The sequence below is a fragment of the Paenibacillus sp. FJAT-26967 genome (assembly GCF_001541095.1).
Taxonomy (GTDB): domain Bacteria; phylum Bacillota; class Bacilli; order Paenibacillales; family NBRC-103111; genus Paenibacillus_F.
In genome coordinates, this window is record NZ_LMXH01000001.1 from 118085 (window position 1) to 143316 (window position 25232).

At 48.0% G+C, this 25232-nt stretch carries 25 protein-coding genes; 21 read left to right on the plus strand and 4 right to left on the minus strand.

Annotation, left to right across the window (positions count from 1 at the left end; all coding sequences use genetic code 11):
* Positions 1 to 63: 63 nt before the first annotated feature.
* Complete coding sequence (locus tag AR333_RS00490) at positions 64 to 1788, plus strand: amidohydrolase family protein (protein WP_156430791.1); 1725 nt, start codon at positions 64 to 66, stop codon at positions 1786 to 1788.
* A gap of 284 nt (positions 1789 to 2072) precedes the next feature.
* The gene (locus AR333_RS00495) at positions 2073 to 2762 is read left to right on the plus strand and encodes a YitT family protein (protein ID WP_068773402.1); all 690 of its coding nucleotides are present in this window, start codon (positions 2073 to 2075) and stop codon (positions 2760 to 2762) included.
* A gap of 245 nt (positions 2763 to 3007) precedes the next feature.
* Here the strand turns inward: AR333_RS00495 and bluB are convergent, their stop codons facing one another.
* Positions 3008 to 3649: a 5,6-dimethylbenzimidazole synthase gene (bluB, locus tag AR333_RS00500; protein ID WP_068773403.1), complete on the minus strand. Its 642-nt coding sequence runs from the start codon at positions 3647 to 3649 to the stop codon at positions 3008 to 3010.
* A gap of 274 nt (positions 3650 to 3923) precedes the next feature.
* Here bluB and AR333_RS00505 point away from each other — a divergent pair, with 274 nt between their 5' ends.
* The 6 genes from AR333_RS00505 (at position 3924) to AR333_RS00535 (ending at position 10016) form a co-directional block, all read left to right on the plus strand.
* The gene (locus AR333_RS00505) at positions 3924 to 4559 is read left to right on the plus strand and encodes a hypothetical protein (RefSeq protein WP_068773404.1); all 636 of its coding nucleotides are present in this window, start codon (positions 3924 to 3926) and stop codon (positions 4557 to 4559) included.
* Between the two features lie 472 nt (positions 4560 to 5031).
* Positions 5032 to 5784 carry an MBL fold metallo-hydrolase gene (locus AR333_RS00510; protein ID WP_068773405.1) on the plus strand — a complete coding sequence of 251 codons (753 nt, stop codon included), beginning with the start codon at positions 5032 to 5034 and terminating at the stop codon, positions 5782 to 5784.
* A 22-nt stretch (positions 5785 to 5806) separates the two neighbouring features.
* The gene (locus AR333_RS00515; RefSeq protein ID WP_068773406.1) at positions 5807 to 6598 is read left to right on the plus strand and encodes an HAD-IIA family hydrolase; all 792 of its coding nucleotides are present in this window, start codon (positions 5807 to 5809) and stop codon (positions 6596 to 6598) included.
* A gap of 85 nt (positions 6599 to 6683) precedes the next feature.
* A complete protein-coding gene (locus AR333_RS00520) occupies positions 6684 to 7286 on the plus strand; it encodes a glycerol-3-phosphate responsive antiterminator (RefSeq protein ID WP_068773407.1) in 603 nt (200 codons plus the stop codon).
* Between the two features lie 380 nt (positions 7287 to 7666).
* Positions 7667 to 9580 (plus strand): lamin tail domain-containing protein, encoded by a 1914-nt coding sequence (locus tag AR333_RS00530; RefSeq protein ID WP_068773409.1) that lies wholly within the window; start codon positions 7667 to 7669, stop codon positions 9578 to 9580.
* A gap of 157 nt (positions 9581 to 9737) precedes the next feature.
* Entirely contained in the window at positions 9738 to 10016 is a 279-nt protein-coding gene (locus AR333_RS00535) for a hypothetical protein (protein WP_068773410.1), read from the plus strand.
* A 222-nt stretch (positions 10017 to 10238) separates the two neighbouring features.
* Here AR333_RS00535 and AR333_RS00540 read toward each other — a convergent pair whose 3' ends face one another.
* Together AR333_RS00540 and AR333_RS00545 are read right to left on the minus strand one after the other, a co-directional pair.
* On the minus strand, positions 10239 to 10577 hold the full coding sequence (locus AR333_RS00540) for a VOC family protein (protein ID WP_068773411.1): 339 nt from the start codon (positions 10575 to 10577) through the stop codon (positions 10239 to 10241).
* A gap of 292 nt (positions 10578 to 10869) precedes the next feature.
* Positions 10870 to 11286, minus strand: a complete 417-nt coding sequence (locus tag AR333_RS00545) for a hypothetical protein (RefSeq protein WP_068773412.1) — start codon at positions 11284 to 11286, stop codon at positions 10870 to 10872.
* A 563-nt stretch (positions 11287 to 11849) separates the two neighbouring features.
* Between AR333_RS00545 and AR333_RS00550 the strand changes: the two genes are divergently transcribed.
* From AR333_RS00550 to AR333_RS00575, 6 genes are all read left to right on the plus strand, one after another.
* Positions 11850 to 12314 carry a MarR family winged helix-turn-helix transcriptional regulator gene (locus tag AR333_RS00550; RefSeq protein WP_253735686.1) on the plus strand — a complete coding sequence of 155 codons (465 nt, stop codon included), beginning with the start codon at positions 11850 to 11852 and terminating at the stop codon, positions 12312 to 12314.
* Positions 12307 to 13821: a DHA2 family efflux MFS transporter permease subunit gene (locus AR333_RS00555; RefSeq protein WP_084783419.1), complete on the plus strand. Its 1515-nt coding sequence runs from the start codon at positions 12307 to 12309 to the stop codon at positions 13819 to 13821. Before AR333_RS00550 ends, AR333_RS00555 begins: the two co-directional genes overlap by 8 nt.
* A 236-nt stretch (positions 13822 to 14057) precedes the next feature.
* A complete protein-coding gene (locus AR333_RS00560; RefSeq protein ID WP_068773414.1) occupies positions 14058 to 14363 on the plus strand; it encodes a hypothetical protein in 306 nt (101 codons plus the stop codon).
* Between the two features lie 262 nt (positions 14364 to 14625).
* A complete protein-coding gene (locus AR333_RS00565) occupies positions 14626 to 14997 on the plus strand; it encodes a DUF423 domain-containing protein (RefSeq protein WP_068775073.1) in 372 nt (123 codons plus the stop codon).
* Between the two features lie 173 nt (positions 14998 to 15170).
* Positions 15171 to 16649 carry a PAS domain S-box protein gene (locus AR333_RS00570; RefSeq protein ID WP_068773415.1) on the plus strand — a complete coding sequence of 493 codons (1479 nt, stop codon included), beginning with the start codon at positions 15171 to 15173 and terminating at the stop codon, positions 16647 to 16649.
* Positions 16646 to 18553 carry a bifunctional diguanylate cyclase/phosphodiesterase gene (locus AR333_RS00575; RefSeq protein WP_068773416.1) on the plus strand — a complete coding sequence of 636 codons (1908 nt, stop codon included), beginning with the start codon at positions 16646 to 16648 and terminating at the stop codon, positions 18551 to 18553. Before AR333_RS00570 ends, AR333_RS00575 begins: the two co-directional genes overlap by 4 nt.
* Before the next feature lie 86 nt (positions 18554 to 18639).
* On the opposite strand, the gene AR333_RS00580 is transcribed toward AR333_RS00575, so the two are convergent.
* Entirely contained in the window at positions 18640 to 19200 is a 561-nt protein-coding gene (locus AR333_RS00580) for a hypothetical protein (RefSeq protein ID WP_068773417.1), read from the minus strand.
* 137 nt (positions 19201 to 19337) lie between these two features.
* Here AR333_RS00580 and AR333_RS00585 point away from each other — a divergent pair, with 137 nt between their 5' ends.
* The 7 genes from AR333_RS00585 (at position 19338) to AR333_RS00615 (ending at position 25225) form a co-directional block, all read left to right on the plus strand.
* The gene (locus AR333_RS00585) at positions 19338 to 19640 is read left to right on the plus strand and encodes a YunC family protein (RefSeq protein ID WP_068773418.1); all 303 of its coding nucleotides are present in this window, start codon (positions 19338 to 19340) and stop codon (positions 19638 to 19640) included.
* A 251-nt stretch (positions 19641 to 19891) separates the two neighbouring features.
* Complete coding sequence (locus AR333_RS00590; protein ID WP_068773419.1) at positions 19892 to 20308, plus strand: hypothetical protein; 417 nt, start codon at positions 19892 to 19894, stop codon at positions 20306 to 20308.
* A 105-nt stretch (positions 20309 to 20413) separates the two neighbouring features.
* Entirely contained in the window at positions 20414 to 20902 is a 489-nt protein-coding gene (locus AR333_RS00595; RefSeq protein ID WP_068773420.1) for a DinB family protein, read from the plus strand.
* A 178-nt stretch (positions 20903 to 21080) separates the two neighbouring features.
* Complete coding sequence (locus AR333_RS00600) at positions 21081 to 21383, plus strand: hypothetical protein (protein ID WP_068773421.1); 303 nt, start codon at positions 21081 to 21083, stop codon at positions 21381 to 21383.
* Between the two features lie 126 nt (positions 21384 to 21509).
* A complete protein-coding gene (locus AR333_RS00605) occupies positions 21510 to 22316 on the plus strand; it encodes an inositol monophosphatase (protein WP_068773422.1) in 807 nt (268 codons plus the stop codon).
* 123 nt (positions 22317 to 22439) lie between these two features.
* Entirely contained in the window at positions 22440 to 23303 is an 864-nt protein-coding gene (locus tag AR333_RS00610) for an SDR family oxidoreductase (RefSeq protein ID WP_068773423.1), read from the plus strand.
* Positions 23304 to 23680: 377 nt separating this feature from the next.
* A complete protein-coding gene (locus AR333_RS00615) occupies positions 23681 to 25225 on the plus strand; it encodes an extracellular solute-binding protein (RefSeq protein WP_068773424.1) in 1545 nt (514 codons plus the stop codon).
* Positions 25226 to 25232: the final 7 nt, after the last annotated feature.

Genomic DNA, 25232 nt, shown 5'->3' on the forward strand with positions numbered 1-25232 from the left:
TTAATGAAATAAGTTAAGAGCTTAGCTCTACTTATAAAAAATGAATAAAAAGGAGAAATGAAAATGAAACAGACAGAAACCCATTTACAAAAAGTCCGCGCTATTTTTGATATTTTAAATGGCAAAAAAGAAGCCGATCTTCTTATGAAGAACTTGAACATTCTGGATGTGCATGGGGAAACGGTATATCAAGGTTCTATACTCATTTATGATAAGCGTATTGTAGCACTTAACCCAGACGAATCTCTAATAAGAGTTAAAGATGTATTTGACGGGAAGGGACTTTATGCCATTCCAGGTTTGATTGATGCACATTTACATTTTGAATCTCAATTAGCCCATCCGACAGCGCTAGCTGAGGCGATGGTTCCTTGCGGAACGACGACTATTTTTGCTGAGTGCCTGGATCTTCTTAGTGCGGCTGGTGAGAATGGCGTACAAGCAGCTAAAGATTTATTCCAAGATTATGATAAACTGCCTTACCGATTGTACGCGTTTGCACCCGGTAAAAAAACAGCGGCATCGGTGACAAAAGCAGTGCTGGAGATGGAACCTGTTATAGGATTAGGTGAATTTGAACACTTCACTTACAGCTCGGGAGATGAGGATGATTTTCATAAAGCCGCTTGGGTCCGGGATAAAGGCGGATTTATCAATGGGCATTGGGGAGTGACTGCCCTTTCGGATATGATGTTGAACTATTTGCCAGCTATTGGCGTATCCAACAATCATGATGTCTGGAATGTAGATGATATCGAAAAAAGTATTCGCTATGGTTTTGCCACACAAATTAAGTTTGGCGTAGGCAGCAGCGAAGTCATCAGAACCTTGCTTCGTGCCATTGTAGACCGGAAGTTCCCGACCGATAATTTTATGCTTTGTACCGATAACATATCGATTGAGCGTTTGCTTAAGATGGGGCATATGGATTGGATTATCTCTCTGTGTGCGGAGATGGGAATCAGTCCCATTAAAGCAATTAAAATGGCTTCTTACAATACGGCTAAATCTTTCCATATGGAAGATCAGATCGGTTCTTTGACACCAGGACGTTTCGCAGATATCGTGTTGACAGACAGTTTATCTAAAATAAACCCTCTTTATGTATTCAAAGATGGTGAATTGATTGCAAAAGATAAAAAATTATTGAAGAATGCCGATATCGACTACTCATCAATGTGCACGCAGGGGATAACAGGTTTAGATGACTTAACACCAGAGCAGCTGGATATTGTACCCCTAGAAGTTTCTGAAGACGGAACTCAAGCAAAAGTCTACTTATTTGATGTATATGGGCGTGGTCATGCCAAGTTCTACCAGGAAGTCTGGGTACCCCTGAGAGATGGGCAAATTGTTCCGGAATATGAGGGCGAGAAATTCAGCCGTCTGTCTGTTATTCAGCGTTATTCAGAAGGAAAACGACATGTAATGAATGGTTTATTTAAAGGTGTTTCTATAGAGCGAGGTGCTGTAGCCACTTTTTGGCCTGCTCCAACCCCCTATTTCGTCGTAGTCGGACAGGAAAGTGAAGAGATGTGCTACTGCGCAAAAGAAGTGGATCAGTATTCAGGAGCATGTATTGTAACGGAAAACCAAACGAATAAAAGTGTGATGCCGCTTGAAATTTACGGTGTGATGGCGAATATGAGCGTAGATGAATTAACGTCTAGCGCTGCAGCAATTGATGCTGCCCTGGAGGATTTGGGTAACCGCAACGAGGGTGAGCCTGTTGTTAATAAGCTTTTAAGCCTGTTTATTTCTCTGCACCGTTTCCGTTTCATGGAATAATAGTACGAGACGTTTTGAACGAAATTCCTTTTAGTAAATGTGCTTCAAATTTTGGATGGGATGATGTTTGACGAGAACATCACCCACCAAGAAAGGAGCCACTTTAGTCAAGTCAGCCCATCCTTCATTTAGATCAAGCCGGAAATTTACGTGAAGCATATATCCGCGCCAATGGAATCCAAGAATGTTCATGGAAGAAAGTAACGTTTTGTTAATGTGTAAGCGCTTACGTTTAAAAGAGGAGTTTAAGTTCTACAAATTTTATCTAGAAAGAGGGATGGTATATGCAAAATAATACGGTTACCAACGAACTGCAAAGTAACAGTACCTTAACAAAGCGATGGGCCATGTACTTAATTGGAATTTATATTTTGACTTTTGGTGTTAGTTTGGCAATAAGAGCAGGTATTGGAATTTCGCCTCAAAGCAGTCTTACCAGGGTTATGACGGTGATTCATCCTGAATTGTCCCAGGGGACTTATAATTTCATTCTGGAACTTATTATGTTGTTGTTAACTTATTTAGTATTGCCAAAAGATTTTAAATTAAAAAACTTTGCTTCATTAATTCCTGCTTTGGCCTTGGCTTTCTTTTTGGATTTTAATCTACAACTGACCAGTTTCATACAACTGGATGTTTATTTTGCCAAATTAATGCTACTTGTATTCGGAGATGCAGCTCTAGCCTTTGGTTTATTTCTGATGATTCAAGCTAACCTGGTGCTTATGCCTATTGATATGTTCGTGAATACGGTATTTAAAAGAACGGGAAAAAAATGGGGGAACATTAAAACGATTTTTGATTGTTCCTTGCTTCTTTTGGCGGCATGCATCGGATTGTTTTTCTTGCATAAGATTATGTTTATTCGCGAAGGTACCATACTAAATGCAATATTGGTTGGACAATATATCAAATTGTATTCCTATCTGTTTAAGAGATCAAAGGCCAGAAAAGGGGGAGCACCGACAATCTGATAGAGTTTATACTTTAAGCATCACCCGAGCTGGATCGAGATGTTCCTTGTATCCTTCTGATAAAAAGTGAGCGTCTCGTTCTGTTCATAGACCTTTCGCAGAAGAGACCGCTCGTCTCAGCTGCCCGCTGTAATACAGCGTACCGGAGCTTAATGAGCATATTCATCGCGCGTTAGTCATGTACATACAACAACAGGACCCTCCCTAAGTCAGCTTGATGACTTGAGGAGGGCCCTGTTTTTCTATTAAGATTGTCCCCACTTTTCGTGGTAGATGAGATCATCCATTGTCCGGCGCTTCTCCCAGCCGGTAGACTCCAGAATGGGTTTGTCCGGATACTGGTCCGTATAACCGATGGAGATTAAGGCAATGGGATCGATGTGCGGAGGGATTTCCAGGATATCTCTTACATCATTTTTCTTGTAAAAGCTCACCCAGCCGGCGGCCAATCCTTCAGCGCACGCAGCCAGCCATAAATTCTGGATTGCACAGGCGACCGACAACATATCGGTTTCCGGGATCGAGTTGCGCCCCAAGACGTGCGATCCGCCCCGGGTAGGATCGCAGGTGATACAAATCGTGAGAGGCGCCTGCTTAATGCCTTGAATTTTGAGTTCCAGGAACTGGTCCTGACGCTCTCCTTCATAGTGAATGGCAAGTGCTCTCCGTTCTTTGTCCGCGGCCCATGCCAGGCGCTGTTTGACATCGTCCGATGTGACGAGGACGAAATTCCACGGCTGCATAAAGCCGACTGATGGCGCATGGTGTGCTGCGCTTAACAGATTCATGACGGTGTCATCCGGAATCGGATCGGAGCGGAAAGTTCGGACGTCTCTTCGGGTATAAATGACTTTATAAACGGCATCTTTTTCTTCTGGAGTAAACATGTCCATCACCTCCCTTCTATTATATGCCTCCGGCTAACAGATTTCCTCTTAATATCTCCCGTTAAAAGAAAGGTTCGAAATAGAGGTATGATAAAGCAGGACTCTCATTTACATTGTCTGATGCTGGTCTTCCTTCAAAATTATCCTATTGCGGTTCTCATTATCCTACTTGGGCAGAAAAACAAAATGTTAAGTGGAAATATTAATTGGTATTTGAAACATTATCTTGTTTTCAACGTTAAAAACTATGAATTATAGGAGAAGGTGGATATTCATGTTAAACAAAAGGATATATATGACGATTCTTGGAATTGTTATAGTTGGAAGCGCTGCGTTAGCCGGTAACCAATATATTAGACCCGCTAAGCAAGCTAATGAGTCGGCCCAAGAAGGAGTGCTATTATCAACCGCTCAAGCAGACCATAAAGTATTTAATAATCTCCAAGAACTCGAGTCATTCGCTGATGTTATTATCGAAGCTAATGTGATATCTCCCGGTACAGTTGAGGAATTCTTTCAGAATGGTCATAAGATTGATGCGGCTAATAAGGTACAAGTAAAAGTTAACCGTTCTTATAAGGGAGATCTTAAAGAGGGGAATGAAATTACCGTCTATGAACCCGGGTATATGAAAGACGGCTTGTATGTAAATATTGAGGGCTATAAGATAATGAATATGAGTGGAAAGTATATGCTTTTCTTATCCAAGGCACCGACAGGCACTTATGCAGTTGAAGGAGTGTATCAAGGTAAATTTGACTTAAATATAAAACAAGAAGTAAAAGTAACGGATTATAAAACTTCGAGTTATACCTTGCAAGAATTCGAAAAGCTTGATTATGTAGGTCATGAAATAGAAACATTCAACTCCTTAAAGAAAGAAGTTCTTTCAAAATACGGTTCTAAATAAAATAGCAATGAATTAGGTCACAAACTGGTAAAAAAACCTTGCCAATGGAAGCACTTCCGTGTAAGATAGAGTCAAATTCAATAAGTACGTGATGTTGGCTAGAGATGATGAGAAGCCTCCGCATACCCTTCCTTTCGAGGAAGTGTTTTATGCTGGAGGCTTCTTTTATTTTTGCCTTATTTTAGGCGATAAATAAAGGCTTATGTGCCACAATCGTCCGCCTTTTTCACGACTTAAGAACCTGTATCAGAGCTTAATTTTGTGGCTGTCCGTTGTTACGCACTTACGGAGTCCCGTCTGCATCGTTCACCGCGTGAAGGTCGAATGGCCCCGATCGCCAAGGGCCTGTGCAGTGCAGGACGGTAGCGGCGGCCACTCTTGGCGCTCAGCCATTGCTTGCCTGGTACATTTGGGCAGGGTCAAACTAGCCGTGAGCAGCTCTATGTATCGGGGCATCCAGTAGGGGGAACAGATGGATCTTATATTGTTGGGGACGGCTTGCGCCGCTTCGGGACAAGAAAGGGACAACACGTACTTACTTCTCCGTGAAGCAAGCGGGAGTACGCTGATTGACATCGGCGGCAATCCTCTGGGCAAGCTGAAGAAATTAAACCTATCCACACATGATGTCAAAAGAGTGCTGTTCACGCATTTTCACACCGACCATATTTACGGTCTGCCTTCTTTGCTCTGGGGGATGTGGATTGATAAGCGTACAGAACCATTTGATATTTATTGCGAGGCCACAGAGAAGCAGTGGCTGGAGAGCTGGCTGAGCCTGATGAGAACGGGGGAGTGGCCGGTCGCTTTTGAGATACGGATTCATGCCTTCGATTGGCAAACGGCTTCAACCGTGTGGGAGGAAGGAGATGTATCGCTTTCCGTTTTCCCGAGCTTGCACGGAGTTCCTACGGTAGGAATCCGGGCGGTCTGCGGGGAGAAAGTGCTGGTCTATTCCGCAGATACGACTCCTAATCCGCTGATCAGGGGGATGGGACCTATCGATGTGCTTGTACATGAAGCAACCACGGCTGAACAAGGGTTGCGGACGCACAGTACATTATCCGAAATTGCGGATTACTATGATTGGAGCGGGGTCGGTCAAGGAATACTGGTTCATCTGTCTGACGGAGAGCCTTACGAAGCCGTTATGGCGCAGCTGCCTGTAAGTGTTTCTTCCAAGTTGACGCTGGGGCAGGACATGGCCGTAATTTCGATCGATTAAACAGATAAAGGGAGAGACAGAAGTGGAACAATACGCAGGTTATATTTTCGATTTGGATGGAACGATTTATTTGGGCGATCACGCCATCGAAGGTGCCGTAGAGACCATCCAGCATCTGCAGGCGCAGGGCAAGAAGCTTCTTTTCCTTACAAACAAAACGATTGACTCACGCGAGAGCTACGTGAAGAAATTAAATAAATTCGGGATCCAGATCGGCATGGAACATATGCTCAATCCGGCCCTTGTCACCATTCATTATCTTCAGAAGAACTATGCGGACAAGAAGGTTTATGTAATCGGGGAGCCTGTGCTGAAGGAAGAGTTCCTGGATAACGGCATCAAGTTTGCAACGACCCCTCAAGAGACCGATATTATCGTCGTATCTTGGGATCGTGAGTTCCATTACAGACATCTGGATTTCGCCTACCAGGCTATTAAGCACGGTGCCGAAGTAATCGCTACCCACCCGGATAGAACCTGTCCGATGCCAGGCGGCGATGTGCCGGATTGCGCAGGCATGATGGGAGCTATCGAAGGCGTGACGGGCAAGAAAATCGAGACCATTATGGGCAAGCCTTCCGTGATGACAATTATGGCCGCTCTTGATATTTTGCAGCTGGAAGCGAAAGATTGTCTGATGTCAGGCGACCGTCTAGAGACAGATATCCGTATGGGCGCACTGGCAGGAATGAGCACAGCTCTGGTGCTGTCTGGAATAACACAGGAAGAAGACTTGGCTGCATCGGATGTAACCCCTACTTACGTAGTTCCGTCCGTTCATGCTATCCTTAGAGAGAGCGTTTCTTCCAAGTAAATGAGCTAGTTACCGGAATAACTGACTGACCGTTTGATTGGACCGGAGACCTGGAGATGTTTAATCAACGATGAGGTGATCAGAAATGAAAGAAGTATCGGAACGTGCACAGAGAGTGGCTTATTGCCTGAAAAAGAAACCCGTGATTACCAGTTTGATGAATGCGGAGGAGCTGCCTGCCCTTTTGCAGACCTCCTCCAACATTGTGTTTATTCTTAAATCCGATATTTTCATGATCGAGTCCATTGTCGAGAAAATTAGAGAAGCCGGCAAGCTATCCTTTGTCCATTTTGATTTGATTGACGGGATCGGCAAGGACAAGGCCGGAGTCGCTTATATGGCGGAGAAAATCGGGATTGACGGGATCGTAACGACCAAGAACAATATTATTGCAGAGGGTAAAAAGTACGGTCTTATCACCGTTCAGCGGTTATTTGTTTTTGATTCAGTGTCGCTGGATAACGGGATTCGTATGACCAAAAGCTCACAGCCGGACGCGATTGAAGTTCTGCCGGGCATGGTATGCTCGCGCATTATGAAGCGGATCCGTTCCGAAGTGGATGTTCCCGTCATTGCAGGGGGACTGATGACAGACCTGGAAGATTTCAATGAAGCTCTTAAAAGCGGTGTCATCGGCATTTCAACGTCCAGCAAGGAATTATGGAAATGGCAGGATGCTAACCGGTAGAGTCTTCCGTCAGGAGGCAATTGGATTGCAAGCTTATTTCGATGCCCGGCCAGGACAACAAGATGGACAGGGAAGGCAGGGGACGGTTTTGGGAGGATCGCTATCAGGTAAGGGGGTGAACGTAATGGGTTGATAATTTGGCAACTCAATAGGAGAAGGTTGAACGAATGCAAGGCAGTTGTAGTTTTTTTGAACGGAAAATTCCGGATAAAGCGGATAAACTAATAAAGTTTTTCGGCGATAATCGTTTATTAATATTTTGTAAACGCTTACATATTATCTGGATGAATTGGGAAATAACGGTTATCCCATGCGGGAAAGGTACTGCTTGCCTGGTTTACCGTTTTTCATAGATAAACACACTAGAGGAGGATGTTAGAATGCGTAAACTTTTGAGAAAACAGATGGTGGGTGCCTTATCCTTGGTCCTGGCAGCAACTCCCCTCCTGCTTGTCACGCCCAAAACGGCGGAAGCGGCGGTAACGACTACGGCTATCCCGCAGCTGTTAATTACGGAGCTGATCCCGGATACGAGCAACTTTGCAGGCTACGACGCTTTTGAGTATGTAGAAGTGTACAACAACAGCTCGGCTACCGTCGATCTGAAGAATTATGCGATTAAAGCCGGCAGCTGGTCATCCAAAATCACCGATTCTTACAAGCTCGGGCCGTGGGAAACAGGTGTAGTCTGGACCCGGAGAGGCGAAATCAGCCCGCTGGGCAAAGACGCTTTTAACAGCTATTACTTCCTCTCCTATGCAAGCAAGCATGTACCGGACAATCGTCTTTATGTCATGGAGGATGTCGGCGGTTTTACGAACAGCGGTACCCAGACCGTGACGATTATAAATCCGGACGGGACCAATGCGGTTACGGCTTCTTACACGGCAACGGATGTAAAAGAAGGTAAAACGATTACATACCGCTACCCGGCATCGGGCGGGACCGCTATGCAGAAGATTGCGGGAAGCCAGGAGCCGACTCCGGGCAGAATTGATCCCGGACAAGCGCCTGCGAAGCCTAAGCTGGACCAGCTTGCGCCTCAAGCACCGGCAGGCTTAACGGCAGCAGCCGGCGGTGGGGAAGCGGCTCTAACCTGGGCTGCGAATCCGGAATCCGATGTGCTGCAGTACAACATCTATAAGAACGGCAGCCTGGAGTACACCGTTCCGGCCGCTCAAACCCAGTTTACCGCGTCACTGCTGACAGGTAACGTTCCGGTTACGTTTGAAGTCAGCGCAGTGGATACGTCGGACAACGAATCCGCTCGTTCTGCCGCGGTGTCGGTGACGCCGTCTCATCAGCAGATTACTCAATCCGAGAGATCGGTTAATCCGGAAAGCAGCAAGTACCAGGCTTTGTGGAACATTTCCTCAGACGGCCCGGTTATTCCGGGACTGGCACAGGATGCAGTTCCGCAAGGAATCGGTTACTATGCGGCGAATAACTGGATTCTTACCGTCTCCTATATGGAAGATGGCCGACCGGGCCCGCTGTCTATCGTAGACAACACGACAGGACAGCTGGTTAAGACAGTCCATCTGTACAACGAAGACGGCACTCCGTACGTCGGACATGCCGGGGGGATATCCGTAAGCCGGGATAACGCGTGGATCGCTTCCGGCAAGAACGTATTCCAGGTTAGATTGGCGGACCTGATTAATGCACAGGACAATTCGGAAGTTCGTTTTGCCGGACGTGTGCCTCTTCCTGTGAAGGCTTCTTACAATTCCTTTGCCGATGGCGTCCTTTGGGTAGGTGAATTCTACGAAAGCAAGAGCTACCCGACCGATCCGAGTCATCATATCACTAACCGTGACGGCGTACAGCAGTATGCCTGGACGGCAGGCTTCAGACTGGACCCTGTAACAGACACGTTCCGCAGCGAGAAATGGAACGGAGATGCCGCAACGCCTGCGGTGCCGGACTACCTCTTGTCCACGACCGATAAGGTCCAGGGGATTTCATTCATGCAGAATTCCATTGTGCTAAGTCAGTCCTACGGACGCAACAATGACAGTGCGCTCTATCGTTACAATAACCCGCTGCAAGAGCCTGCTCATGCAACAGGTACGGTAGGCACGACGAGTGTTCCGCTCTGGTTCCTTGACGGGCAGTCCGCTAAGGCGACCAACAGCAAGCTGACGATTGTCCCGATGTCCGAAAGCATCGTCCCTATCGGTAACGAGCTGTTCGTTCTGCTGGAGTCCGGTGCCAATACTTACCGCTATACGACTACTTATGTGATGGATCGTATGCTGAAGATCAACTGGAACCAATGGGACCAGATGTAAGGTAGGAAGCCATACCGTTTAGTTTGTAACAAGAAACCCGCCGGATCTCTATGGAGATTGGCGGGTTTCTTGTTAATCTTCAAGGGACAGGTACGCCTATATTTTTTATAATCGTTATAATACAAGGAGTGATGGAACTTGGAGAGGGAGGTTCTGAATGGCTATATGCATTGAATTCAAACTGATTAAAGTATGCGGCACGCTGGCTACTTATCAATATGGCGAATGTCTGAAAGAAATGGACGGACTGTTCGAAGTTGATGTGTACAAACTGATGACAGGTGAGATTGCGGGAGATACGCCCATGAGCGAGGTTGTGCGTTTGCTGCCCTCTGCTACGAAGAGCGAGTTTATGGCCTATCGAGCTTTTCGCAAAATCCGCAATTATTATGCGGAGCACGGGGAGTATCCGGCTCAGGGCGGGTATTATGCGTAATTAACAGCGGCGCTTACCGGACGAGATAAACAAAGAAGAAGCAGCCAAGCTGTACCTTCTTTTGTTTGTCTGGAGATTATTTTCTTGAAAATATTATGTAACGGAGTATATGTCAGTAGAAAAGGCGAATCATCGCTAATAGTAGAAGCCAAGGAATCTGAGCGATGCTGAGTTATAGCGAAGCAGTCATTCGTTTTCCGCTGCAGGTGCCTCATATGAACTTCAACAAAGAACTTCAACGGTAAATCCGCCGGGAGCTTCGATATAGAAGGTCCAGCCATGCGCTCTTTGCGGAGGCTCCACATCATAGCCGTCATCCTTCAATCGTTGATTGATCTCGTTCACCCGCTCTTCGGTTTCCTGGATGAAGCCGATATGAAAGGTCTTCGGGTAGTTTACTTGATTACCTTTCATCAAGGTGAGCACCAACTCGTCATCGTCGAAGAGTACAGCGAATGAATTACCGCGTGTATGCCGGGTTTGCAGATCGAAATACTTCTCCAGGAACTCCCGGGCTGCATGAACATCGTTTACCGTGAGATTGAGATGGTTTAGCTTCATCGGAATCGCATCCTTTTATAGTATTTTATTCCTTTAAATTAGCTTACTCTCTAATCTTACCAAGTTCAAGCGAGTAAGAATGTTACAAGCGCTTATTCGATAATTTTATGGCAGAATTCCGTCACATGAGATTAATCTATCTTTAAGTGTCCGATAGTGCTGAGATACTTATTACATGTTCATACGTTCTATTTACCGGAAAATAGGAATTTAAAAATACGTTAAAAGCGGATGTCCTCATTAGATGAAGACACCCGCTTTTGTTGTTTGCTGCAAATTAAGCTTTACCAAATTATTTCTTCGGTTTTGGAAGCTTTTTAACGCCTTGGATTGATTTTGCTTTGATGGTTCTGCTCACGCCCGGAAGCGGCGAGAAGACACGGACCAGCTGCTCCTGCAGGACATTGTTGTTTTCAACCGTGAACGTATCGTTATCTATTGCGAATGTGTTCACAATCAGATTACGAGTAGAAGGAACTGTGACACGGATCTCGTAGTGGAAGGATACACCCGCCAGACTAACGGTTACGAACCGGTTCTGATTGGCACTGATTGTGACGAGCTGATTGAACAAGGATACACGGCGATCCCAGTCAATAACTTGTACCCGTACCGTTCTTGAACTGAAGTTGAGGTTGAGAATTTCCAAATGCGCCGCTCTTGTGGAACGAGTTCTATTGATTGTACCTGTGGATAAGATAACTGCCATAGTGACCACCTCCTTTCTGAGATCATCATATGGTTTGTTCTATGAAAAGATGGCGGCTTTTGTACGAGACTATTAAAAAGGGGTGAAAGACTCGGTAGGAAGAAGATCGGTTGGTAGTGGAAACCGGAACGGACAACCGATTTCGGTTCTTTTACGTTCATTTATGTGCAAGGCCGCCACATGATCGGACCCGCTATTCTGCCGCTTACACGGCTGCGGATTATTGGAACGGTCATGTTATTGTGCAGACGGCGGCTGGATGAACAGGCAGGTGTTTCTCCATTCAGATACTGTACGCAATCATGCGGCCCCCTTATCGTACTCTTCTTAGACGGGTTTCCTTCCTTAAGCCTACAGGAGGGTTTTTCTTTGTTTAGTAATTTTTTTCAGAAATATTCGAATACTAGAGAAAAAGCTTTTAAAACGGTGCTTTGTTGGTAATTCTGCAGTAAATAACTTATAGAGTGATTGTTGACTTCTGACTGTTTAAACACTAAAATATTTCGTATCCGAATTATTTGGCTATGAACATATCTTTCGTCATGAAGGGCAGGAGTAAATGAGTGAATGAACGGATGAATGAGCAGCAGCGAATTCACCAGATTTTTAAGTCTTACCGGGAAGTAAATCACGCTTTCTATCATGTCCTGGCTAAAACCGCGCAAATTCATGGGCTGACACGGGTTCAATTAATTGTGCTGAGGGCATTGAAGGATCATCCAGATATAGGTTTGAGCGAACTCTCCGAATGTATCCAACTTGGGAGAAGTACAACAAGCGGGATCGTGGAAAGGATGGTTAAAGCAGGTTTGGTGACGCGCCAGCGGCTGCACGCGGATCGGCGCAGCCTATCTCTTAATTTAAGCGAGAAAGGGGCCATGATCTGGCAGCAAGTCAAAGCAGAACATTTGGTGAAGATGACACCTCTGCTGGCTTTGTCTGAGGAAGATCAGCAGCAGTTATTTCGGATTAATGAACAAATTATAAACATTCTACAGAGAGTGAGAGATGATAACGACCATGAGTGAAGCTATACAAAATTTAAGGAGAGGCCCTATTGTGGCCTCTCTCCTGATCGGGGCCTTCGTCGCCCTCTTGAGCCAAACCTTCCTCAACGTGGCGCTGCCGGGTATGATGGTGGACCTGAACGTCAGCGAGAATACGATTCAGTGGCTATCCAACGGTTACATGCTCGTCAGTGGTGTACTCGTACCGATTAGTGCATTCCTGATTGAACGTTTTTCAACAAGGAAGCTGTTTCTGTCGGCGGTAGGCCTGTTCACACTGGGAACGATGATTAGCGGTTTTGCTCCCGGATTTGAGCTGGTGCTGGTAGGACGGCTTGTACAGGCCGCAGGAGCAGGGGTTCTGATGCCGCTGATGTCCATTGTATTCCTGACGATTTTCCCGATTGAAGAGCGCGGTAAAGCGATGGGCATGATGGGTGTGGCGATGATTTTCGCTCCGGCTATCGGCCCGACTTTATCCGGCTGGATTATGGAACACTACTCCTGGAGAGCTTTGTTCTACATTATTATTCCGTTGTCGGTGTTTGCTCTTATCTTTGGCGCTTTCTCGCTCAAAAATGTAACCAAGACATCCAAACCGCGTCTGGACGTTCTTGGCGTCATCTTGTCTACGCTGGGCTTTGGCGGTATTCTGTACGGCTTCAGTGATGCAGGTAAAGACGGATGGACCAGTACGGTTGTCCTCACCTGTCTGGCGGTAGGCGCAGTTTCTCTGATTCTGTTTGTCTGGCGTCAACTGGTTATCGAGAAACCGCTTCTGGAATTCCGGGTCTTTAAATTCAATATGTATTCCCTCACGACAGTTATTAATGTCATTATTACGATGGCCTTGTTCTCCGGCATGATTCTTCTGCCGCTTTATCTGCAAAGAATCCGCGGCTTTACGCCAATGGAATCCGGGCTTTTGCTTCTCCCGGGTGCTATCCTGATGGGGATTATGTCGCCGATTACGGGAATGATCTTCGATAAAATCGGTGCGCGCTGGCTATCCGTGATCGGTTTGCTGATTACAGTAGTCACCACCTTTGAATTCAGTAAGCTTACAGCGGAGACGACCTTTACGTCCCTCATCATTCTGTATACCGTCCGGAGCTTCGGGATGTCGATGCTGATGATGCCGATTCAGACGGCCGGTATGAACCAGCTTCCGCAGCGTCTTAATGCCCACGGCTCCGCTATGTCGCAGACGCTTCGTAACGTAGCAGGCGCTATCGGTACCGCGCTGCTGGTTTCGATCATGACTAACACGGCGGCTACTAAGGGTAAAGAACTGGCGATGGCCGCACAAATCAATCCGGCGGATCCGGCCAATCAGGCCAAAATGGCCGAGATTGGCCAGCAGGCAGCCATCCACGGCATTAACTTTTCTTTCGTCGTGGCAACCTGGATGTCTGTAGTGGCCTTGGTGCTGGCGTTCTTCATCAGGAAGGTTGAACCGCATAGAGAAGTGAAACATGTGGAGATTCCCGATGATCAGAAGGAAGCGGCTACCGCCTCAACCAAATAAGCAATGAAGGCAAATAAACAATGGATGAGTCGCCAGCAGGCGCAACGGTCCATCTGAATGAATCTCCCTGTCAACTGCTCTAAATAGCAGCGGCGGGGAGATTTTTTTTATCAGAAAAGGATGTGAATTTCCCGGCTCGAGGAAGCATGTCACAACAAGAATGATCTGTGAAGGAATTAGGATAGGTTTTGTCGAATTTTGGACGATATCAAGGGTTTAAAGGAGAGGAATTGGATATGCGCTGTACAGTTTGCCAATGGGTTAAGATTGTCGATATGAATAATGAGGCGATGTCGGAGCAGTTATTTAATCACGGCGAGGTGGCGGGCGCGGCTCTATCCGTAGGCGCTACGGTCGTGACTCACTCGCTGGGCTTGAAGAAGTTCGAGATCGTATATGACAGCCGGGAGGGAATCGAGCCGGCCCGCTCCAAAATCGTCGACATTGAAGTCGACATGCTGAACGAGCCGTCCACGACACGTGTCTATCTGGAGCCTCAGGTGCTGATCCTCGGGCAGCACGATGTAGGCGAGACCGAGTAAGAACCTGCAGACGGAAGGTCCGGGAGGCTAAGCCAACCGGTGAGCGGAGGGTTCTTCGGGAGCGTGTATAAGATGCGCCTGCAGCCAGACGCTGCAGAGTGGCATCGTCTGCAATCTCCGGATGGATGTGATGTGGCGCAAAGTTAGGCCCTCCTAGTCAAGACTCTGAACATTCCTTGACGGTAATGGATTCTTCCTTGTGAATGAGCTATCATGAAGGAAGTGAGATTACCGCTGCGTATAAAAGGAGAATTCGACTATGATGCGTTTGTTTCTGATGCTGGGAAGCATCAACGCGTTTCTTTCCGTAGCGCTGGGTGCTTTTGGCGCACATATTCTGGAGGAACGCATTTCGGCCGATATGCTTGAGGTTTATCAGACCGGCATTCAATATCACATGATGCATGCTCTGGGTCTGATTGTTGTAGCTTTGCTGGCTGACCGATTGCCGAAGAGTCCCGGACTTGTAAAGATTGCAGGCTGGGCGATCTTGATCGGCATCATTCTGTTCTCTGGAAGCCTCTATGTTCTCAGTTTGACAGGTATCAAGGTTCTGGGCGCGGTGACACCGCTGGGCGGAGTTGCGTTCCTGTTTGGCTGGACTATGCTCGCTGTCGCAGCCTCAAAGAAGTAAGAGCCGGTTCTCACCGGCTCTTTCTTTATGCGTCTTTCGTCATAAAAGCAGGAATTTTGCAGGATTGTGTAGAAAGTATCCATTTACAGGAATTGGCCTATCGGTAAAACCATGAATCGGATAGGAAACGGACTGCATACCTGAATTCATCCTTCTGGTGGAAAGGAATATCTATGCTGGCGTCATTCACCTTAAAAGAGGATAATGAGGGACTGAATGAATCGGACCCTATGTTCGCTCACGCGTTCCATCACGCTTTAATCGGTTTGGCGGTTGTCAGCCGGGAGGGAAGGTTCCTGCGGGTTAATCACTCGCTGTGCGAGCTGCTCGGTTACAAGCCGGAGGAGCTGCTCTCGGCCAATGCGGAAGATCTGCTGGTTTCTTCCGAAGATCTGCGGTTTCTCGCCGACGCATCCGGTCCTAGTGCCGCAAACTCACGCCAGATCGAGAAATCTTATACAAGCAGGACCGGAGAACCCCGGTGGGGCCTGCTTAGAATCTCTTCTTTCCGCACGGGCGATGGAGAAGTACGTTTCTACGTCCAGCTTCAGGACTGGACTTACCGCAAGCTGCTCGAGAAGAACATGAAGCGCAGCCGTCTTGAAGTCTGGTCTTTATTCCAGCATAATCCGGATACGATTTGCATTCTTGATTTGAAAGGCCGCATTGTCAGCTCAAACTTAGCCATGATCCGTTTCACCGGTTATGATCCCCTTGATCTCCGCGGCGTCTATATCCTCCCTTTTATCCTCCCTCAAGATAAGCAGGCAGCATGGAAATTGTTCGAAGAAGCTATGGCTGGCCGTTCTTCTACCGCAGAACTGTCTTTTTCACGCAAAGCTGGCGGGTGGGCGACTATGGAAGTCCGTACTCTGCCGATTGTAGTGGGCCAAACTGTGGAGGGCATTTATGCGATTGCCAAGGACTTGAGCGGGCGCAAGAAAGCCGAAGAAATGCTGCGCACCTCCGAGAAGTTGTCGGCTGTGGGCCAGTTGGCGGCGGGTGTGGCGCATGAAATCCGTAATCCTTTGACAGCGCTCAAAGGGTTTACGCAATTTCTGCAGTCCGGCGCGGTAGCTAAAGAGACTTATTATGAAATTATGATGTCCGAGCTGAACCGGATTGATCTGATTATTACAGAGCTGCTCATGCTGGCTAAACCCAGGACCTCGGAATTCAAACGGCTAGATCCCCAGCTCATGATCCGGCATGTAGTGACGCTTTTAGAGCCGGAGGCGGCCCTGAATAACGTACAATTCGTGATTATTGCCCAAAACAGCCTGTCAGATATGATGGGTGCTGAGAATCAATTGAAGCAGCTTTTCATTAATTTGCTTAAAAATGCGGTTGAATCTATGCCGGGTGGCGGACAAATTGAGATTAACCTGCATCAGGATACCCGTGAAAGCATATATGTTGAGATTAGAGACCAAGGATGCGGCATTTCTCCAGAGGAGCTCATGCGGATCGGTGAGCCTTTTTATTCGACTAAAGATCAGGGAACGGGCTTGGGAATGATGGTAAGCCGCCAAATTACAGAGGAACACAAGGGGACGATTGAAATTGAAAGTGTGACGGGGGAAGGTACAACGGTACGTGTCAGGCTGCCCTTAAAAAGGACAACTCGAACAAAAGGGGCGGTGCGGTTATGATACCAGTCTTATTAGGCGGCTATGCGTTCATCGTCATTGCAGGCAGCCTGCTGCTGGAAGCTTACGCGGTCTGGATATGTCTGGCAGCATCCCTGGTGCTGGCACTGGCTCTGCAGCAGATCAATAAGCGCCGGATGCAGGCAACTGTTCCAGCTTATCGCTCTGCTAAGGATACGGGTACGGCACTCCCGGAGGATAGCTCGGCAGAGAATAGGCAGCCGTCGTCCGATATCCTGGATAGTTTGTTCGATCACAGTCCGAGCCCGGTCGGGTTGACGGACGATGCAGGGCGTTTCCAGCGTGTCAGCCGGACACTGGAACGTTTGCTGGGTGTTCCGACGAATCAGCTTATCGGGACGACATTCGACAGCTTTATTTCGGAGGAACAACAGGCATCCCTCAGAAAGCGTTACACGATGATGAAGCTGGGCACTCCGCAAGTGTTCGATACGTCCGTCCTGCACCGCAGCGGCTACCGGGTTGATTTGACCACTACGGCCGTACCTCTTGACGATCAGGGGAACAAGGACCGCTTTCTGTTTATGTTCCAGGATATTACGGAACGCAAGCGTGCGGATGAACAATTCAGGCATATGGCTTACTATGATGACATGACGGGTCTGCCGAACAGACGGCTTTTCCGGGACCAGCTGACCGGGGCGCTCCGGTTAGCCGAAATTCATCACCAGTGTGTAGCCGTGCTGTATGTGGATATTGACGGCTTCAAGCTGTTTAATGACTGTTTCGGTTATGACTATGGCGATATGCTGCTTCTGCAAGTAGGGGAACGCTTCACCCGGTGCATTTCCGACAATGATTTTATAGCCAGAACCGAGGGCGATGAATTTGCCTTTTTCTATACACAAATTGAAGGACGGGAACAGGCGATGCTGCTGGCCGGTCAGCTTCAGGCTGTTCTGGAGCAGCCCTTCATACTTGATCAGGTTGAACTGCATGTGACGGCAAGCGTTGGCATTTCCCTGCTCTCCCGAGAGAGTGAAGATGCGGACACGCTGATGAAGCAGGCCAACATGGCCGTCACAAGAGCCAAGGAGAACGGCAAGAGCGATATTGTGCTCTTTAGCTCCGAGATGAGATCCCTCGCTCTGCAGAAGCTCCAGCTTGAGAATGATCTGCGGCGTGCGATTGCGGGCCATGAATTCGTGCTGCATTATCAGCCTCAGGTAGAAATTGAGAGCGGGAAGATCATTGGAATGGAGGCCCTCATTCGCTGGAACCATCCGATGAAGGGCAGTATTCCACCCGGAGATTTTATTCCGTACGCAGAACAATCCGGCCTGATTGTCGCCATATCGGAATGGGTGCTGCTTGAGGCGTGTCAGCAGAATAAAGCTTGGCAGGACGCCGGGCTTCCGAAAGTACCCGTATCGGTTAACCTCTCCTCCAGGCAGTTTCTGCAGCATAACCTCAAGAACAAAGTGAATGAGGTGCTTCGGCATACCGGCCTCGCTCCGGAATACCTCGAGCTGGAGATTACAGAAGGGATGACCATGGATGTGGAGCATGCGATTGCTTCCCTGGTCGAGCTGAAGCAGTTGGGCGTGCAGGTGAGCATTGATGATTTCGGAACAGGCTACAGCTCGCTTTCTTATCTCAAAAAATTCCCGGTCGACCGGCTGAAAATCGACCGTTCTTTCGTCCGAGATATTATGGACGATCCGAGTGACGCTGCTATTGTGGCGACGATCATCTCGATTACCCGCCATTTGAATCTGAAAGTAATTGCCGAAGGGGTAGAGACAGAAGAACAGCTGTCCTTTCTCCACCGCAACCAATGCCATGAAGTACAAGGGTATTGGTTTAGTCCTCCGCTGAATGCAGAGAAGATGGGGACGCTCCTGGGAAGAATTACATGCCGGGCGAGTCAGCATGTCGAAGCTTAGCATGGCGGCAGAAGCTAGCTCTATAGCGCAGGTGCACAGCAAAAAGCCCGGATCCGGTGATCCGGGCTTTAGATATGGGGGTCCGCTCAATGAACGGACATATTATCGATCTCGTTCAATTTGAACAAGTAGACCTTTTTCTCATCGACGTGATATACCGATACATTCCCGCTCTCTTCATCAAAGTTGAGAACCCGGCAAGGCAGGCTGAGTCGAATTCCTGCGCCTTTAACTACGGACAAACGGATTAAAGTGTTAGCTTTAATGATTCTCCGCAGGTTCTCCTCCAGTGTCTCGTAATTGGATGTAAGCGGATCAGATGAGCTGGCTTGAGCGGGTTTAGAAGCTTGAACTGGGTTAGCTCCGGCCTCCGGGACAGAAATAGAATCCTTGGTCTCCGTTGAGTTAAAGCTTGCTGCTGCAGGTAGTGATGCAGCACCTGAGCCTTCCTTGCTGCCGGAAGGTTCGTTTAACTCAATCAGCTTGCCGAGTTGAATCCCCTCGATGATGCGATAGTCTTTGAACTGGGCGTTATTCAACGTCTGAAGCAGGCTTTGCAGAGCAAGTCCATTCGTTTCTTCCTCAATCAGTATATTCACGGTGAAGAGATGGCCCTGTTTCGATGATTGGTTCTTGTTGTTTGGCATGCGACCTCCGACATACGATTTCTAGTCTTTTCTAACTATATCATGATTAGGTCTTTAGTTATAGATGTATTCGCGCACAGATTCATACGCCCGGGCATATACTGCCTAGTGATTCCAAGCGAGGAGATGTGGCGATCATGATGAGAGTGGAACCCATCGAACTGGACGGACGGACCGTCGTAGCTATTGAAGTCAAATTACCAAAAACAACACTCCTGGTAGTTACGACAGATAAAGGGTATATCATGTGCGGAGCACTGGATGTCGGTTTATTGAATGAACGTTTGAGTGACCGTAACATTATCGCGGCAAGAGCGACTGGAGTCAGAACCATCGGCGAACTGCTTGACGCCCCTCTGGAATCCGTTACCCATACGGCCGAAGCTCTCGGCGTCCTGCCGGGTATGACAGGCAGGGAAGCCATTCGCAAAATGCTGTAACGGACGGTACTGGAAGAAGGATGCAGGTTCTGCAAGCTGTTTGCGGAACCTCATCCTTTTTTAGGCGTATGTAGAAGAAATGTGTGTTACTTACACACTATACGTAGGATTTAGATGGAATGGGAGGGTAGCGGAGGGAGGAATCTCAAATTATTATTACACCGGATACTTCTGTCCTTGGCTGCCCTCGCTCATGCGCTGAATAGAGCTTTAACAATATTTAAACCAATTGCTGCAAGGGGGAAACAGTCATGGCGACGGTTGTCTTACATAAAGTTACGGGAAAAGTATATCTTCTGCTCGGAACAGGTTATGGCGCCTATTATTCAGAAAGTCCGAGCTTCATCGGGGGCGCTTTATTCCCCCACGAAAGAAGCGGAGAAATACCGGTAGCGGCGGTGTGCGGAGAAGACGGGGAAATCGAATGGATGTATACAGATGATCTGCAGGTTGTGGAAGTTGACGGCATTCGGGTATCGGAAATCTACGGCCGGATTCAAGGCAAATATGTGCTTGTAACTGCTGCTGCAGGGCATGATGAAACGCAAGAGGAGGAGCCTGAGTATGAGAACTGCCCCGGCTGCGACAGGGTTGTGCCATCCACAGTGAGGGTGTGTCCCGGCTGCGGACTTACTCTGATCAGTGAAGAGGAAGAGGAGGAACGTTGAGCTGTTCGCGGGAAGTGGAGAGCATGCTTACCAGTTGGAGGTTATCCCCCCATCTGTATTATACTTAAGAAGTGAACCAGACCCTTATTAGGAGGAAACGAATCCATGTTTAATAATCTGAGTGAGTTTCAGCAAGAATGGAAGAATGAAGCGGCAATAACGTTGAACGTGCTGAACGCCCTGACAGATGAATCACTGAATCAGAGCATCGCGGCGGATCACTTCTCGTTAGGCGAGCTGGGATGGCATTTGACAGTTACTATGCATGGTCTTCTGTCTGCCGTTGGTTTACAGTTTGAAGGCCCGGGAAGCGAGAAGGATCTGCCCGAGTCTGCTTCGGCAATCGCGGAAGCTTACGAGCGGACAAGCAATGGCGCGCTTGAGGCGATACAAACCCAATGGACCGACGAAACCCTTCAGCAATCTAAGCCGCTGTTCGGCCAGGAGATCCCGATTTTTGCTCTCTTGCGGATGCTGCTTCAGCATCAGGTTCATCACCGCGGTCAGATGAGCGTCCTGATGCGCCAGGCGGATCTGACGGTTCCAGGCATCTATGGTCCGAACAAGGAACAAAGTCAAATGATGCGCAAATAAGCCTGCAATTCCGGCTTAACTTGCGTTTCCAATTGTGCAACGAAGTTTAAACAACACCAAGCTATCCTGCTTGGTGTTGTTTTTTTTAGAGACGCATGAGTATAAAGAATGTGTTACTCTTGCAATAAGGTAATATTTAACACAATTATACGGATGGAAGTGTCTGGGGGAATATCGGATGAAAATGAGGTTTCGCGATCAGCCTATCACGTTATCTTGGCGGTACTTTGTCATCTACTTGATCATCAGTCTAGCTGTGGAAGTAACAGCGTTCTCTGTTTCCAGGCTCCCTTCTATAGATGAAGGGGCTGCGATGGTGACGTTTATCTGTTTTCTACCCCTTAGTGCGTTACTCGCGCTATTTGCTCTTTTTATCGGTATCATGATCAGTTTTCAAAACCGGAAGTATTATCAGTCTCTTCTGCTTGTGCTGGCAGTCGCGGGGAGTTACATAGGTGTCTTTGCTATTTTCGCTTTTTGATCAGGCAATGATTTCCAAAAATGTTCCGTACGTGGTACGATAGACCGAATTCATAGAGAAGCCAAGTCTGGCTTCCTTTAAGGAATTCAGCTAAATAAAGAGAGGGTAATAAGGGGGAGAAAGCTGGTGGAAGAAATCTTGCGTGCGGCCAAGAAACTGGCCATTCAAACGGCGCTTCAAGCCGGACAAGAAGCCAAAAACCGTTTTGAGAATTTAAACAGCATTTTAGTAAAAGATGATTTCGGTGATATGGTGACTGAAGTGGATCATCTGGCGGAAGAAATTATTGTAAATGGAATCAGCAGGCATTTTCCTGATCATGTCATAGATAGTGAAGAAGCCGGTCACAACGGGAAAACGAGCGATTGGGTGTGGGTGGTAGACCCGCTTGACGGAACGAACAATTACGCGATCGGAATGCCGCTCTATTCCACAACTCTGGCGCTTTTGTACAGGGGAAAACCTGTCCTCGGCGTCGTGTATGAGCCGATGGTAGACCGGTTGTTTGTCACGATGGCGGAAAAAGGGGCTTACTGCAACAATGTGCGCATCCAAGTCAAGAAGAATGAAAAGATTCAGAGAAGCTCAATCGGCTGGATCCAAGGCCATGCTGTGCAGAACGAAGCCAAGGCCGTACAACTCCGTCATTATTTGGATGTTAACGTAAGACGGATGATGAGATTATGGGCGCCGACTATTCAGTGGTGCATGCTGGCTAAAGGCGACTTGGACGGAATCGTCCTGTATAATTCAGAGAGCAGTGATTTATACGCGGGTATTCTGCTGGTACAGGAAGCTGGCGGTATTGTGATTGACTACGAGGGCAATCCTTTTGAAGGCGGAAGTGCGGAGCATTATCTGATTGCCTGCCACCCGGAACATAAAGAGTACTTTATGGAGCTGGTCCGTCAGGGATTGGGTAAGAAGGAGTAGCTGTATGAATCATTCACAGGATATACCCGCGCGCTGGAGGGTATGTATACAATTTGGCCGGGATATGCAGATTCCCGGTCAAACTTAACGGCTGCTTAGCATCCAGGGGAAGGAGGACGGAACATGAAGGATCGAATTGTTATGATTACGGGCGCCAATTCGGGCATGGGACTGTCTACGGCAATAGAACTTGCGCGGCAAGGCGCCAGAGTGATCATGGTATGCCGCAGCAGAGAGCGGGGAGAACGGGCGCTTCAGGAAGCGGCCCAGCAAAGCGGTTCCCGGGAAATCCGGCTTATGATCTGTGATCTGGGATCGCTGGCGAGTATCCGGGGCTTTGCAGCAGAATTCAAGCGCAGCTATGACCGGCTTGATGTACTAATCAACAATGCCGGTGTCGTTTCGATTAAACGGGAGCTTACTGCAGACGGGTTTGAAATGATGCTGGGCGTGAACCATTTGGGCCATTTCCTGCTTACCAATCTGCTGCTCGGGCATCTGGAACGCTCCACACAGGGCAGGGTCATCGTGCTGTCTTCGGGAGCGCACAAAATCGGGAGAATTCATTGGGAGGATCCGACTTTAAGCCGCGGATTCAGTGTCTGGAAAGGCTATGCACAATCGAAGCTGGCCAACCTTCTCTTTATGACCGAGCTTGCACAGCGGCTTAAGCACACGAACATAACGGTAAACAGCGTGCATCCCGGTGCTGTCAGTACGGGTTTAGGAGTCAATCGGAACACGGGATTCGGTAAATCCATCCACGCACTGCTGAGACCTTTCTTCCAGACGCCGGCCGAAGGTGCCTCTACAGCAATTTATTTGGCAGCAAGTGATGAAGTCCTTCGTACGACCGGGCAATATTACTATAAGAAAAAAGTGTCGCCCGTATCGGCCGCAGCCCGCGACCGGCAGCTTGCAGCCCGCTTCTGGGCCTGGAGTGAGCAGGAAGTGAAGCTGGAGGAGTCCGAGAATTATTTCGCATAACCGGAATCATTCCATTCACCGTTAAGATATCATCACAATACTCTGCGGGAGGGTAGCGGCTTCCTGCGGTTAAATAGGTTAAATCTCCATCCCCTCCTGGAAACTTATTGGGCCAGCCTTTAGGCTGAACTCGTAAATTCCAGGGGGGGCTTTTTGTATGAGTTCAGCCGAATAACCCCGCAGCCGCGGGCTTTCCAAGCCGAGTTTACCGACTTTCAGGTAATTGCCATCTTTTCATATTCGCAGTTTGGGTAAGCAAGGGGAAGGAATGTGAATAGTCTAATCGGGCTTCATGCGGCTACAATAAAATCATGCACGGAAGAGGCCTGGATGAGGCAGGCTCCGTACAGGCAAGTTTAGATAAAGGAGAGGGTTAGATGAGAACGTGGCGGAGTAAGTGGAACAAGTTTGGGAAAATCGCGCTGACAGCTTTATTGTCGGGCTCGATTCTGGCGGGGTGCGCCAAGGAAGAAGATGCAAGCGGGAGTAAAAATGGAAGCGCTCTCGGAGAGAAAGCGGTCACGCTGAATATGATGACCTTCTCTCATACGAACTGGCCTTATAAAGAAGACTGGCCGATTTACAAATTCCTGAAAGAGAAAACGAATGTATCTTTCAAGGTGCAGCCTGTCATGAGCGATTATGCAACAACGATGAACTTGGCGATCTCATCCGGAGAAATACCGGATCTGATGATGGTCAACAGCTTGAAGGCGGCGAATACCCACGGATCAAGCGGAGCTTTCGTCAATTTCTTCGATCATCTGGACAAGATGCCGAATTATAAGAAATTCCTGGAGGATCATCCGGATGTGAAAGCATCCATTCTGTCTCCGGACGGGAAGAACTTTTTTATGCCGCTCTACGGTCTGGAGCAGCAGTCGCGCCGCTCCTGGCTTTTCAGAGACGACGTGTTCAAGAAGCATGGCTTGACGCCTCCGACCACCTACGACGAGCTGTATACCGTATCCAAAAAACTGAAGGAGCTGTACCCGGGCAGCTATCCGATTGCCGTCTTCAACGGCTTGTCACCGCTGGTTAACATGGCTCCGGGCTTCGGAACAGAAAGCGAATACTACTACGATTACGACAAGAAGGAATGGCGTTACGGCCCGTCCGAGAACAACTACAAGACGATGGTCACGTACATGAACAAGTTCTACAAGGAAGGTCTTGTCGCTCCCGACTTCATGGCGCATAAACGGAAGCAGTTCAACGACCTGCTGCTGCAGAACAAAGCCTTCATTGCCAGCGACTACATCGGCATTATGGATGAGCTTCCGCTGACGCTAGGAGACAAAGCCTCCGAGTTCAGCCTGGACTACATGATTCCTCCTGTAGGCTCGCCGGAAGGCAAAGCGCAGAACGTATTCGGTGGCCTTCAGGCGGACGGTTTTGTAGTCTCCGCCAATTCCAAGGAGCGTGATCTGCTTCTGGCTTATATGGACTTCCTCTTCTCTCCGGAAGGAATCGAGCTGGCGACTTGGGGCAAGGAAGGCGAGACATTCACGACAGAGAACGGTACGCGGAAGTTCAAAGCGGATTATAAAGGGTTCGGAGATCTGAGAACCAAGACGGGAATAGCCACAATCGGTGCTCATACCGTTCTGGATATGAAAGCTTACGACTCCATGAATTCCCCCAAGATGCAGGCAGCTATGAGCAAAGTCGCTAAATATGAGACGAAGACGCAGCCGCGTCTTGCTTATACGAATGAAGAGAATGAAGTGATCAGCATGACAGGCGAAGCGGTCAAGAAATACAAGGAAGAGCAGATTGCGAAATTCATTCTTGGCCAGAAGAGTATGGACGAGTGGGATGCTTACGTAGCCGAGATCAATAAGCTTGGCGTGCAAAAGGTGCTGGATGTTCATAAAGCGGCGTTTGAACGCAACCAGAAGTTCTTAAACGAAAGCAAATAAGAGAGCG